General features: G+C 30.6%; 12 protein-coding genes and 1 pseudogene. 8 read left to right on the forward strand and 5 right to left on the reverse strand.

All coding sequences use genetic code 11. The features are described 5' to 3' along the window. The first annotated feature begins 122 nt into the window (after window positions 1-122). The 6 genes from ACN0WB_RS03205 to rluF all read left to right on the forward strand — a co-directional run bounded on the left by ACN0WB_RS03205 (window position 123) and on the right by rluF (window position 4948). Window positions 123-1019 carry a cell division protein FtsX gene (locus ACN0WB_RS03205; RefSeq protein WP_417428784.1) on the forward strand — a complete coding sequence of 299 codons (897 nt, stop codon included), beginning with the start codon at window positions 123-125 and terminating at the stop codon, window positions 1017-1019. Then, the gene (locus tag ACN0WB_RS03210) at window positions 1019-1321 is read left to right on the forward strand and encodes a DUF3098 domain-containing protein (protein ID WP_417428786.1); all 303 of its coding nucleotides are present in this window, start codon (window positions 1019-1021) and stop codon (window positions 1319-1321) included. The genes ACN0WB_RS03205 and ACN0WB_RS03210 overlap by 1 nt, the downstream gene beginning before the upstream one ends. 87 nt (window positions 1322-1408) lie before the next feature. Further along, window positions 1409-2227, forward strand: a complete 819-nt coding sequence (locus ACN0WB_RS03215) for an undecaprenyl-diphosphate phosphatase (protein WP_417428788.1) — start codon at window positions 1409-1411, stop codon at window positions 2225-2227. 137 nt (window positions 2228-2364) lie between these two features. Then, complete coding sequence (truB, locus tag ACN0WB_RS03220) at window positions 2365-3057, forward strand: tRNA pseudouridine(55) synthase TruB (RefSeq protein ID WP_417428790.1); 693 nt, start codon at window positions 2365-2367, stop codon at window positions 3055-3057. Between the two features lie 153 nt (window positions 3058-3210). Next, entirely contained in the window at window positions 3211-4116 is a 906-nt protein-coding gene (locus ACN0WB_RS03225) for a T9SS type A sorting domain-containing protein (RefSeq protein ID WP_417428792.1), read from the forward strand. A 109-nt stretch (window positions 4117-4225) separates the two neighbouring features. After that, window positions 4226-4948: a 23S rRNA pseudouridine(2604) synthase RluF gene (gene rluF, locus ACN0WB_RS03230; RefSeq protein ID WP_417428794.1), complete on the forward strand. Its 723-nt coding sequence runs from the start codon at window positions 4226-4228 to the stop codon at window positions 4946-4948. On the opposite strand, the gene ACN0WB_RS03235 is transcribed toward rluF, so the two are convergent. Both ACN0WB_RS03235 and ACN0WB_RS03240 read right to left on the reverse strand, forming a co-directional pair. Then, complete coding sequence (locus ACN0WB_RS03235; protein ID WP_417428796.1) at window positions 4945-5385, reverse strand: phosphohydrolase; 441 nt, start codon at window positions 5383-5385, stop codon at window positions 4945-4947. The two genes, rluF and ACN0WB_RS03235, sit on opposite strands and share 4 nt — an antisense overlap. Window positions 5386-5443: 58 nt before the next feature. Beyond that, window positions 5444-8887, reverse strand: coding sequence for a polysaccharide deacetylase family protein (locus ACN0WB_RS03240; protein WP_417428798.1), 3444 nt, complete (start codon window positions 8885-8887; stop codon window positions 5444-5446). Between the two features lie 242 nt (window positions 8888-9129). On the opposite strand from ACN0WB_RS03240, the gene ACN0WB_RS03245 reads away from it, so the two are divergent. After that, a complete protein-coding gene (locus tag ACN0WB_RS03245) occupies window positions 9130-9330 on the forward strand; it encodes a hypothetical protein (RefSeq protein ID WP_417428800.1) in 201 nt (66 codons plus the stop codon). 240 nt (window positions 9331-9570) lie between these two features. Further along, window positions 9571-10047, forward strand: coding sequence for an Hsp20/alpha crystallin family protein (locus ACN0WB_RS03250; protein WP_417428802.1), 477 nt, complete (start codon window positions 9571-9573; stop codon window positions 10045-10047). Between the two features lie 152 nt (window positions 10048-10199). On the opposite strand, the gene ACN0WB_RS03255 is transcribed toward ACN0WB_RS03250, so the two are convergent. From ACN0WB_RS03255 to ACN0WB_RS03265, 3 genes and pseudogenes are all read right to left on the reverse strand, one after another. Further along, window positions 10200-11975 (reverse strand): acyl-CoA dehydrogenase family protein, encoded by a 1776-nt coding sequence (locus tag ACN0WB_RS03255; RefSeq protein WP_417428804.1) that lies wholly within the window; start codon window positions 11973-11975, stop codon window positions 10200-10202. A gap of 53 nt (window positions 11976-12028) precedes the next feature. Further along, window positions 12029-12385: pseudogene (locus ACN0WB_RS03260) on the reverse strand (four helix bundle protein). A gap of 74 nt (window positions 12386-12459) precedes the next feature. Beyond that, window positions 12460-13644 carry an acetyl-CoA C-acyltransferase gene (locus ACN0WB_RS03265; RefSeq protein WP_417428806.1) on the reverse strand — a complete coding sequence of 395 codons (1185 nt, stop codon included), beginning with the start codon at window positions 13642-13644 and terminating at the stop codon, window positions 12460-12462. Between the last annotated feature and the right edge of the window lie 18 nt (window positions 13645-13662).

A 13662-nucleotide genomic window follows, 5' to 3' on the forward strand; every position in this document is an offset into this window, starting at 1 on the left:
TAATTAATTAAGAAATTTAGATTTCTAAAACTCAATATTTATGATTTCTTAACACTCATTTTTAGAATTCTGGCGTAAATTTCGGAAGATTTTTTCTAATTTAGCGCAAAATTCAAGATTTAATGGCAAAGACGGTTGAAGATTTTAATAAAAGCAGACTTAGATCCAGTAATATTACAGTTGTTGTAAGTATTGCATTGGTTTTATTTCTCGTAGGACTTTTTGGTTTAATTTTGTTAAATGCACAAAAATATTCAGATTACTTAAAAGAACAATTGGTTGTTAATGCCTATTTTGATCAGAATTTCAATGCAAAAGATTCTATAAAAGTTGCCGCTCAAGAACAAGAAGCTTTAAAGAAAATCGAAATTCTTCCAAGTGTAAAGAAAGCCACTTATATTTCTAGAAAAAAAGCCAGCGCAGAAGCTAAGAAAAGTTTAGGTGTTGATAGCGAAGCATTATTTGATGCCGATATTTTTCCTTCTTCCGTAGAGGTTTCTCTTAAACCAGAATATACGGATTCTTTAAATGTTAAAACAGCAATTAAACAACTCAAAAGTATTCCTGGAATTGTCGATGTAAAAAACGATTCAGACTCTGCAAAAGTGTATAGCAAATTAGACACAATCTTAAAATGGGTTTTGGCGTTATCACTTTTATTTTTAGTTTTAGCAATTGTTTTAATTAATAATTCTATCAGATTAAAAATATTTTCAAAAAGATTTATTATTAAAACTATGCAATTAGTTGGTGCAAAAAGACGTTTCATTTTAAAACCATTTATTTTAGAAGCCGCAATTTTGGGAGCGGTTGGTGCAATTTTAGGTTTATTAGCTTTATTTGGAGTTTGGTATTATTTCACAACCAATATTAAAACACCTTTCGTGCAAGAAACCAATCAATATATTTATTTAATTGCAGGCGTTTTTGTACTTGGAATTTTCATTACAGTTCTCAGTACAATTGTGGCGACTTGGCGTTTTCTTCGTTCTAATGCAGATGATTTATATTATTCATAATGGCAAAAAATAAAAAATTTTCCGCAAATCAATACGGTAAAAAAGAAGTAAATAAAGTTGAAAATCAAAACTTTTACTTTGGTACTAAAAACTTCAAATGGATGATTATTGGTTTAATTGTTACAGTTTTGGGTTTCTTATTAATGATGGGTCCAGACGCAAATACAGTTGATGGAAAATACGATCCCAATGTTTGGAACGAAGCTATTTTTTCAATCAGAAGAATTAGAATTGCACCATTATTTGTAATTGCAGGTTTTGTAATTCAAATTTTCGCTATTCTAAAAAGAAATAAAAATTAAAAACATTATTAATTAGAGACATTTCACTTTGTCAAAGTTCCAATCTTTGACAAAGTTTTTTTTCACAAGCACTTTTTTAAATAAACTATGAATACAATACAAGCAATAATTCTCGCAATCATTGAAGGATTAACAGAATTTCTTCCCATTTCTTCCACCGCACATATGGGTTTTGCAGCCAATTTAATGGGAATGCAAGAAACGGAATTTCTAAAAATGTTTCAGGTTTCAATACAATTCGGAGCAATTTTAGCCGTAGTTGCAGCATATTGGAAAAAGTTTTTTAATTTTTCTAATCTCAAATTTTACTATAAATTAGGTTTCGCAGTTTTACCCGCTCTTGGTTTAGGATTTTTATTTGATGATAAAATTGAAGCCATTTTAGGAAATCAAATTGCTATATCTTCGATGTTGGTTTTGGGCGGAATTGTGTTATTATTTGTAGATAATTGGTTTAAAAATCCAGTTGTTCACGATGAAAAAGAAATGTCCATTAAAAAAGCGGTCATTATCGGCTTTTGGCAATGTCTCGCAATGATGCCCGGAACGAGTAGAAGTGCCGCTTCAATCATCGGTGGAATGACGCAAAAATTAACTCGAAAAGCTGCCGCAGAATTTTCATTTTTTCTTGCTGTTCCTACAATGTTGGCGGTTACAGTTTATTCTGTTTTTGTAAAAACTTGGGGGAAAGAAACTTTAAATCCGATGAAGGGTTACAAAATGATAATGGCAGATAATCATCATATTTTATTATTTTTCTTGGGAAATATTATTGCATTTATTGTGGCTTTAATTGCTATCAAATCTTTCATTAGTTTACTTAATAAATACGGTTTCAAACCATGGGGATGGTACAGAATTATCGTTGGAATCACACTTTTGGTTTATTTTTATTTTTTTAATTGATCAAATCTTTTTATTGAATTTAAAAAGAAAGTTTGTCATTTCGTAGCAATTGTATAGATTTCAATGTAATGACAGAAACAAAGAAAATTGTATCATTCATAACTATTTACAATTACTTATTTGAATATTTTTAAATAATGACAAAAGAAAACATTTTAGACGGACAAATCTTTCTACTTGATAAACCTTTGGATTGGACGAGCTTTCAAGCTGTCAATAAATTAAAATATAAATTAAAACATCAATTTGATTTACCTAAAAAATTTAAAATTGGGCACGCTGGAACTTTAGATCCGAAAGCAACAGGTTTATTAATTGTTTGCACAGGGAAATTCACCAAAAAAATTTCAGAAATACAAGATGCGCCGAAAGAATACCTCACAGAAATAAAACTCGGCGTACAAACGGAAAGTTACGATTCTGAAAAACCTGAAATTTTACAAAAAGATATTTCATATTTAAATGAAGATAAAATATTAGAAATTTTAAATGATTTTGTGGGTGAAATCGAGCAAAAACCACCGGTTCATTCAGCTGTAAAAATTGAGGGAAAAAGAGCTTATAATTTGGCAAGAGCAGGTGAAGAAGTAGAAATGAAAACACGGAAAATTTCAATTACTTACATCGATGAAATTGAAATAGATTTCCCTTACGTTCGTTTTAAAGTTGGTTGTAGCAAAGGAACTTATATCAGAAGTTTGGCGCACGACATCGGACAGAAATTGGAAGTTGGTGCCTATTTAACCAATTTACGTAGAACAAAAATTGGAGATTATTTAGTAGAAAATGCAAATAAAGAATATTTGGAAAATGATTTTATTTTTAAATAACTATAAAATTTTAGATTATTAAATCTTTGTAATTCAAACGGAATTATTATAAACTATTCATTTAAAAATTGTTATTTTATAATTCTATGTCATCTCAAATTCACCATTTTAATTATAATTTACTATTATTGTATTTAATTTAAACTTATACTTATGAAAAAACTTTTATTTTCTTTATTTGCAACTGCGGGAATTGTATTTTCCGTAAATGCGCAAACTACAAAAATTTCATTTGAAAGTTCTGAAGGTTATGTTTTAGGCGAATTGGTCGGGCAAAATAATGATGTTTCTAGTTTTTATGATACTGATATTGATGTAATGGATACTGCTGAAATATCAGATGAAAAGGCTTCTGATGGGACATATTCTGTGAAAATTATCGATTATAGTGATGGCGGATTTGGTGGTATTTTTCTTACAAGTCTTAATTCTTATGATAGAACATCCATTTCTTTTAATGTATTTGTTCCATCTTTAAATGGTTCAGATAATATTTTTGACTTATATGATGAAGATGGAAATTTCGCTGTTGAGATAAATTTAGATCCAGATGGTAATTTTCAATTTGCCGGTGCGAATGATACAGATTATACCCCAATTGGAACTTATCTCGCAAATAAATGGAACAAAATTGAATTAAAAATTGATTATACTGCTTCCACAATGAAAATTCTTTTGAATGGTGTTGTAATTCATACAACTTCTTATGATTCTGGTGGAGTGGGGATTGGAGAAATTGATTTAGCAAATACTAGTGGCGGAACAGATACTTATTATGACAATATTGTAATCCAAGATTTAGACGCTCTTGCAACAAGTGAAGTTTCAAATTCTAAAAATAAAGTTAGAGTCTTTCCAAATCCGGTTTCAGATGTTTTAAATTTAGATTCTACGGATAAAGTTGAATTAATGCAATTATTTGATGCTTCAGGAAAATTGATAAAAACTTTTAGAAATCCTGAAAAATCTGCAAATGTTTCTAACCTTAAAAAAGGAATTTATGTTTTAAAAGTAAAAACAGATAAAGGAACATCTTCAACAAAAATAATTAAAAAATAAAAATTTGATTTTTCTTTAATTAAAGACACTTTATTTTCAAAATAAAGTGTCTTTTTAAATTTAAAATTATCCCGTATTTTTGCATTAATTAAATTTAATAAAATCAATTTTGGAAAAAACACGCATCAATAAATATTTATCAGAAGTTGGGTTTTGTTCCAGACGCGCCGCAGATAAACTTTTAGAAGAAGGAAAAATTACCATCAATGGAAAAATTCCAGAAATGGGATCGAAAGTTTCTGATGAAGATGAAGTACGAGTTGAAGGTAAATTAATTAAAGAAAATACTGAGAAACCAATTTATATCGCTGTTAACAAGCCCATTGGAATCGTTTGTACAACAGATCAAAAACGTGAGAAAAATAATATTGTAGATTTCGTAAATCATCCAAAAAGAATTTTTCCAATCGGAAGATTAGATAAACCGAGTGAAGGTCTAATTCTTATGACCAACGACGGCGATATTGTGAATAAAATTTTACGTGCAAGAAACAACCATGACAAAGAATATTTAGTTCGTGTAGATAAACCAATTACGCATACTTTCATTGAAAAAATGAAAAATGGCGTTCCAATTTTAGATACAATAACTAAAAAATGTGAAGTTGAAAAATTAGATACTTTCCAATTTAGAATTGTTTTAACGCAAGGTTTAAACCGACAAATTCGCAGAATGTGTGAATATCTTGGTTACGAAGTAAAAAAGCTAAAACGTTTACGTATTATGAATATTAAACTGGATTTACCTTCTGGACAATGGCGAGATTTAACAGAAGAAGAATTGCAAGAATTAAATTTACTTTTAACAGATTCTGAGAAAACTGTAAATTAATATTTATCTATTAAATATTGATACGCTTTCAAATATTTATTTAATCTTTTGAAATCTCTTTCTGTCATTAGATTTGTGAATCTCACTAAATCCATATTATCTTTCAAATCATTTATTTTTACAGCAATGGCGAGTGGAGATTGCTCCACTTTTTTCACAAAATCATCGTAATCCATTAATTCACTAGTTTTTGAAAGACATTCAATTGCAAAAATTTGATGTTCTGCAAAACCCTCTTGGCGAAGAGTTTCGGAAGTTATTTCTGGACAATCTTCCAAAACATCATGTAAAATACCCACAATTTTTTCATCAATTGTTTTTCCAGCGTTCATTACGCGCATCACATGACCAATGTATGGCGCATCAAATTTATCGGTTTGCTTTCTGTGCGCTTTTTCCGCAATTCTAATGGCTTTGTAAAGTAGTTTTTCTTTCATATATTAAAATTATTAAAAAGCTTTTAATAGAGCAAATTTTTAAAAAAATTAATGAAAATTATGCATTTTGTAATCTATTATTTCCTGTTCTTTTTAAAACGCCCCAATTTTGAATTTCACCTTTCAAAGCTTTTCTGATGGATTTAATTAAAATATAATACATCATTTGACGATAAACCAAACGCTGCGGAATCATCCAAATTAATTTTTTAAAATCTTCTCTTTCAAACGCGAATGCAATTGCAGCGCCCAAAATATCAACCAATGAGAAAATAATGTAATATAAAACAATGTGATAAGGATCTGCGACAATTAAACCAAAACCAGATAAAATTAAACTCATCACCAAAAGTAAATCTGCTAAAGGAGCCAAAAATGGCAGAAGAATTTGATAGAGAAGAATATTTGGTAAAGCAACGCGTCCGAAATTTTTAAATTCTTTTCTGAAAATCGCATCTCTATGTTTCCAGAAACTTTGTAAAATTCCAAAACTCCAACGAAATCTTTGTTTTAAAAACTGACCAATCGTTTCTGGTGCTTCGGTAAAAGAAAGTGCGTCATTACAATTTCCAATAATATATCCAGCTTTGTGCAATTTCATTGTTAAATCACAATCTTCCGCCAAAGTATCGGTTGTAAATCCGCCAGTTTCTAAAACTGCTTTTCGGCGAAATGCCCCAATTGCTCCTGGAACTACTGTGATGCAATTTAACAAACCAAAAGCGCGTCTGTCAAAATTTTGTGAGGTAATATATTCTATACTTTGCCATTTCGTAATCATATTTATTTCATTCCCAACTTTCACATTTCCTGCAATTGCGCCAGTTTCTTGCGGTTTATCTTCCAAATAAAAAGCGTCCATCAAACGAGAGACTGCATCTTCTTGCAATTGTGTATCTGCATCGATGCAAACAACAAATTCTGAATTTGTTTGGGAAATTCCATAATTTAAAGCCGAAGCTTTTCCACCATTTACTTTGGTGAAAACTTTTACTTTCTCATTTCCCTCAAAAGCATTTTTTACATTTTCAAAAGTGGAATCTTTACTTCCGTCATCTACAAAAACGATATCTAAATATTTGTAATCTTGTTTTAATAAAGAATTTACAGTTCGCACCGCATTTATTTCTTCATTATAAGCTGGAACAATCACGCTCACTTTTAAACCATCGGGAATTCCTTTAAATTTTGATTTTAATTTTTTTTCCTTTTTAGATTGTAAATAAGCCAAAACTCCCATAAAAATCATTCTTGCAATTGAAAGAAAAATACCTACTAAAAATAAAACATAAATAAATTGTCCCAACCAATAACTGGAAGAAGCGAAAATAAAATTGATATTATTTTTCCAGCTTCGTTTCACAGGCGGCATTAATTCGCTGTCTTTTACGTGCATTAAATCTGCAATCGTAGTAAATTTACAACCTTTACTTCTAAAATATTTTATAATTCTTGGAAGCGCATCTACAGTTGGTTGTCGCGTATCACCGCCAGAATCGTGGAGTAAAATGATACTTGCATTATTTTGATTTGCAAATCTTATCGTTCGGTTTACAATAGAATCTGCGTTCATTTTTGGATCCCAATCATTTGGATCTATACTTTCTCCAACTGTTATATAATTACTTTTTTTACTGCGTGCAATCGGTTCTAATTCTTCATAAGTTTGTGGTTCAGAATCAGCGTTATATGGCGCTCTAAATAAAATTGTAGATTTTCCTGTAATACATTCTAAAAGTGAACGTGTAGTTTTCAGTTCTAAATCTGCTCTTTCAGGTGACATTTTTGCTAAATTTCCGTGAGTGAAAGTGTGATTTCCAAACTCAAAACCATCTCTATTTATTCTTTGTACTAAAGGAATATTTGATTCTGCATTTTCTCCAATTAAAAAGAAAGTCGCCGGAATTTTTTCTTTTTCTAAAATATCTAAAATTTTTGGTGTCCATTCTGCACTTGGTCCATCATCAAAAGTTAAAATGATTTTATGACCAGGTCCTAATTTTGTAGTGTCTTCAGCAAATTTTTCATACAAAAATCCTGAAGGAAGTTGTGTGTAATGTTCTTCAGAAATTAAATTTTCATTTTTATCAATTTCAATTTTCGTACGTCCTTGTTCTGGAGAATAAAGAATATTTAAAATTTCACCGCTTCCAACAGAAGTTGGTTTCGCGTTGAAATTTGGCGGCATCATTGTTAAAAGTATATAATTAAACGGTTTTTTTGCAATTGCCGTAGAACTTAAATCTCGCATATAAAAATTCCAAATCCGCGGATCTTCACTTCCTAAACGCCAAAGCGCAGTTCCCGCATTTCTGTAATCATCAGAATAGCGCAAAATATTAAAAGTTGTAGCGGCATCTGTAAACCAAACAGAATTTTTCGTGGCTTCATCAGATTCACTTCCAGAGAAATTATAATCGTAATGTAAATTATAAGTATCATCATCATAATTAATATCAGATTTACTTATTTTTGCGCGATCTACCGCTTGACTGTAAGTTATATCTTCTGTGTGAGTTCCGTCGCTATCGGTAATCCATTGTCTTCCATAACCTGCAACTCCAAGAATTATTTTATTTGAGGGAACGTTTTTCGCAACATCATCCATTTGTTTTTCAATCCATTTTTGCGAACTAATTGGTCCAGCTTGTGAAGAATCATTGTATTGATCATAAGCCATAATGATGAAATAATTTGTAAAATCTTTTAGATATTTTAAATTAAAATCCGAATTATCGGGCATTACATCAATTGAAACTATTAAATTATTTTGTTTAAAAGCCAAATATAATTTTTTTTGAAATGCATTTAAATATTCATCAGAACTCTCATTCATTTCTTCAAAATCAATGTTGATTCCTTGTAAATTATTTTTTTTAATGGTATTTATTAAATCTGAAATTAATTGATCTTGAATTTTAGGATTATGCAAAATGGTTTTAATTAAATTTGCATTAAAATTCCCTTGTTTCCCAGGAATTGAAATGAAATTATTTAAAATTGGTTGAATACTCAAACCAAAATGTTTCATCACAGAAAGTGCCTCTTTGTCAATTCTACTGTCTAATCTGTAAGTTTTTGGATTGATAAAAAACCATTCTGGATAAATGGTATTTAATTTATTTCCGTTAGTTCTTAAATCTATTAATGAAAGCGGACTCCACGGAACGTAAAACGCAGCTCTAATTAATTTCGCATCTTTTATGGATGAACTTTTACTTTCTAAAGCAATTCTTTTATTTAAAAAATCTTTGAAACCTTTAAATTTTTTATTCAGTTTTGTTTCAAAAGTAAAAGGTGAGGACGGATCGAGTTTTGTTTTATATGCATTACTCACAGAATTCATTTGTGGTAAAGTGGGATTTTTCCCACGTAAAACTGTGAAAATTACCAAAATTATAGCCGTAATTAGTACGGCTGTAATAATTCTAAATGTCCATTTAGTGCGCTTATAACGCTTGTTGTTTTGAGTTTGGAATATTTGATTTCCGTTGTCTGACATTTGACGAAATTTTCTTCAAATGTAAAACAGATTTGTGAAAAAAAAATCGGTGAAAGTATTAAATATTTCACAAATTTTTAAGATTACAATAGTGTGAATTTCTGAATTTCTGGTAAGATTTTTGATTGATACAATAAAATGAGAATGAAATATTTACAACAAATATTCTTAAAATAGTGGGATAAAAAAGACTTCTCAATCCTGCTGTTTTAAAAGAAAAAGAGGGAAGTCAAAAGTTCACAATGTACACTAATATTTATGATTATGTGATGCTAATTTCTCTAATTCTATTTATTTTAGTTTTAATTTTTAGCATAATAGAAATAATAATGAGTTCTAGCTATTCAAAACCAGCAAAATTATTTTGGTTTTCTATGTGTTTGTTTATGCCTTTTTTAGGTTCAGCTTTATTTCATATTTATAGAAAAGATAAATTAGAATAAAATTGTTTCAAAATCGAGAAACTTTGGGAAGCAATTAAATTATTTCACATAGGAAATTGCGAAAATGAAAAAATGTCATTTCATCTGAAAAAGTGTCAGTTTTTTTAATATAAAAATTGAAAAAATTTCTTAATAATTTACAGTTTTTAATTTGGTATTTTATTTGTAAAATTAATAACGAATTCAGGAATGAATTTAGATTTAAAATAAAATAATTGTTTAATTTAAAATTTTGTAATTATGAACACTTTAGTAACTGTTCCTAAAAACGGAACTTTAACAAAAACAAATTCTAACGCAAATTATAGAACTTTGAGTAATTTGCTTGATGACATTTTTAATAGAGATTTACCTTCAGTTTTTAATTCAAATTTTAACACAGGTATTTCACTTCCAAAAGTTAACATCAAAGAAACAGCGAATGATTTTTCTTTAGAAATGGCTGTTCCTGGTTTTAAAAAAACCGATTTCAAAATTGACGTAGAAAATGGTATTTTATCTATTTCAACTGAAAAGACACAAAATGTAGAGGAAAATGAAGAGAATTACACATTTCAAGAATTTGGTTTTTCATCTTTCAAAAGAACGTTTACTTTACCCGAAACAGTAGAAGATGAGTTTATCAATGCAACTTATATTGATGGAATTCTTAAAATCTCATTGCCTAAAAAAGAAGAGGCCAAACAAAAACCACCAAGAAGTATTGAGATTTCGTAATACTTTTAATCACTTAAAAATTGGAAAAAGAGACTGAGAAATCAGTCTCTTTTTTATTTTGAAAAAACGCTCGCATTTAAACAAAAAAAAACGCTCCGAAAACTCAGAGCGTTTGATTAAAAGTACAGATTGTATAGCTTCTCGCAATAAATTTAATACGAACCTTTCTCCACATAATGCGCTGCAATCTTTTCAGTTAAAGCAATCACATTTGGATTATTGGTATATTTTGTAAATCTGCGTAAACCAGAAAGCATCATTCTTTGTTCATCGCCTTCAGCAAAGGAAATGATTCCTTCTTTGGCTGCTTCTATAATTTTTTCTGTGGCTTTGTAAAGATTTAATTTTGCCATTGCAGCTTGTACAGAATTGGCATCAAAACTTTTTTCTGCTCTTAAAATTGCAGATTCCGCCATATAAATTTGGTTTAAAATTTCTGAAGCGTTTAATAATAAATGTTGTTGTTTCTCAATTTCTGTCATATATTTTTGCAAAGCTGCACCAGAAACCATCATAAATACTTTTTTCAGATTTTCTAATAATGCTTTTTCTTCTGACATAAATGCAGAATAATCTGGAGCTTCAAAAGATGGAATTCCCATTAATTCTTTGCTCACCTCCATTGCAGGTCTCATTAAATCTAATTGTCCTTTCATTGCTTTTTTAATGAGCATTCCAACCGCTAAAAGTCTATTTATTTCATTTGTTCCTTCGTAGATTCTGCCAATTCTTGAATCTCGCCACGCGGCTTCCATTGGTGTATCTTCAGAAAATCCCATTCCACCGTAAATCTGAATTCCTTCATCCGCGGTATGTTGTGTAAGATCTGAAACGAAAACTTTTAGAATAGAACATTCAACCGCGAATTCTTCCACACCTTTTAATTCTGCTTCTTGATGACCCATTCCGCCCGAAATTAATTCATCAATTTTATCTTGAACATCTTTTCCAGCGCGATATGTCCCAGATTCACTTACAAAAATTCCGGTTGCCATTTCGGCAATTTTTTTTCTGATGGCACCAAAAGTTGAAATAGAAACGCCAAATTGTTTTCTCTCATTGGCATATTTAACGGCGTGACCAAAAATTCGTCTTTGTCCATCAATATTAGCTGCAGCTAATTTAATTCTACCAACATTTAAAGAATTTAAGGCGATTTTAAAACCGTTATTTCTTTCGCCTAAAAGATTTTCAACCGGCACTTTCATGTCATTGAAAAAAACCTGTCGGGTAGAAGAGGAACGAATGCCGAGTTTATGTTCTTCTTCACCAAAAGTAAGACCTTCAGTTCCTTCTTTTTCTACAATAAATGCGGTGATATTTTTATCATCATCAATTTTCGCAAAAACGATAAATATTTCAGCGAAACCTGCGTTTGAAATCCACATTTTTTGTCCGTTGATGATATAATTTTTCCCATCTTCAGATAATTTTGCTCTTGTTTTCCCTGAATTTGCATCAGAACCTGCATCTGGTTCAGTCAAACAATAAGATCCGAATTTTGTTCCCGTTGCTAAATCTGGTAAATATTTATTTTTTTGTTCTTCAGTTCCATACAATAAAATTGGTAAAGTTCCAATTCCTGTGTGCGCTCCGAAAGCCGTTGCTAAGGAACCATTTCCACCAGAAATATAATCACAAGTTAATAAGGTCGTGATGAAACCCATTCCTAGTCCGCCATATTGCTCGGGAACAGTTACGCCAAGAAAGCCCATTTCACCGAGTTTACGCATTGTTTCTTCCGTTAAAGCATAATCTTTATGTTCAAATCTGTCATGCTTTGGAACGACTTCGCGGTCGATAAATTCTTTCGCAGAATCGCGCATCATTTTTTGTTCTTCAGATAAATTTTCTAAAGTGAAAATTTCTGCTGCAGGAGTTTGCTTGATTAGAAACTCGCCGCCTTTTAAAGTTTTTGTATCGTTCATTATTTTTGTTTTAGTAATTTTAGATAAAAGAATAGAGAGAAAAGAATAAAGATTTAAAGATTCAATGTTTTTTTAAAACCAGAAATCATTCTTTGTAATTCTTCAATTTTTATTTCTAATTCTTTTAATTTTGATTCATTAAAAAAGTTTCTATTTGCTGATATAATTATTTGTGTTTGTAATTCTTAAAGTGAACCAAGACTAATTTCTAAAAATCTATTGAAATCTTTATTTGAATTTCTGCTTGAACCTTCTGCAATATTTGAAGGGACAGAAACTGCACATCTTCTAATTTGAGAGGTTAAACCGTAATTTTCTGTTTTAGGAAAATCATCAGTTATTTGATAAATCTCATTTGTTAAAGCAAGAGATAATTTCCAAATATTAAGACTTTTAAAGTTATGTTTCATAAAACTTAGATTAATAGATTAAAGAATTAATTTGGTTTTTATAATTCTTTATTCTTTTCTCTTTGTTCTTTTCTCTACAAAAGTTCAAATATGCTCGCCGCTCCTTGTCCAGTACCCACACACATTGTGACCATTCCGTATTTCATATTGCCGCGTTTTTTCATTTCATCTAAAATTTGGACGGTTAATTTTGTTCCTGTACAACCAAGCGGATGTCCGAGTGCGATTGCTCCTCCATTTACATTTAGAATATCTGGATTAAGATTTAATTCTCTTGTAACTGCAACAGATTGTGAAGCGAAAGCTTCGTTTAATTCAATTAAATCAATATCTTTTAGATTTAATCCTGCTTGTTTTAAAGCTTTTGGAATTGCATAAAGCGGTCCCATTCCCATAATTCTTGGTTCAACTCCAGCTGCTGCATAAGCAACTAATCTTGCTATAGGTTCAAGTCCTAATTCTTTAATCATTTCTTCGCTCATTACAATTACGAAAGCTGCTCCATCACTCATTTGTGAGGAATTCCCTGCTGTTACACTTCCTCCATTTGCAAAGACGGGACGCAATTTTGCCAAAGCTTCTATTGATGTTCCCGCTCTTGGACCTTCATCTACAGAAAAATCGAATTTTTTGGTTTGCATTTTTTGGTTCTCATCTAAAAAAGTATATTCTACAGTAATTGGAACAATTTGATCTTTAAATCTTCCATCAGCGTTTGCTTTCAAAGATTTTTCGTGAGAGTGAAAAGCAAATTTATCCTGATCTTCTCTGGAAACTTTATATTGTGTTGCAACAGCTTCTGCAGTATAACCCATTCCCCAATAATAATCAGGATTAGTTTTTGCCATATCCGATTGGGGAACTGGTTTGTAACCGCCCATCGGAATATAACTCATGGATTCTGTTCCACCTGCAATGATGCAATCGGCCATTCCTGCCTGGATTTTTGCTGATGCAATTGCAATCGCTTCACTTCCGGAAGCGCAATATCTGTTAACTGTAACGCCTGGAACTTTTTCGGTATTTAATCCCATTAAAGAAATTAAACGCGCGACATTTAAACCTTGTTCGGCTTCCGGCATTGCATTTCCGACGATTAAATCATCGATTCTGTTTTTGTCCAGTTGTGGAACTTCTGCCATTAATTTTTCAATGACAGTTGCCGCCATTACATCGGGTCGCGTAAATCTTAAACTTCCTTTCGGCGCTTTACCAACGGCAGTTCTAAACCCTTTTATTATATATGCTTGTTTTGACATTTTTTTACTTTTTTAATT

The organism is Halpernia sp., from assembly GCF_048269545.1.
Lineage (GTDB): Bacteria > Bacteroidota > Bacteroidia > Flavobacteriales > Weeksellaceae > Halpernia.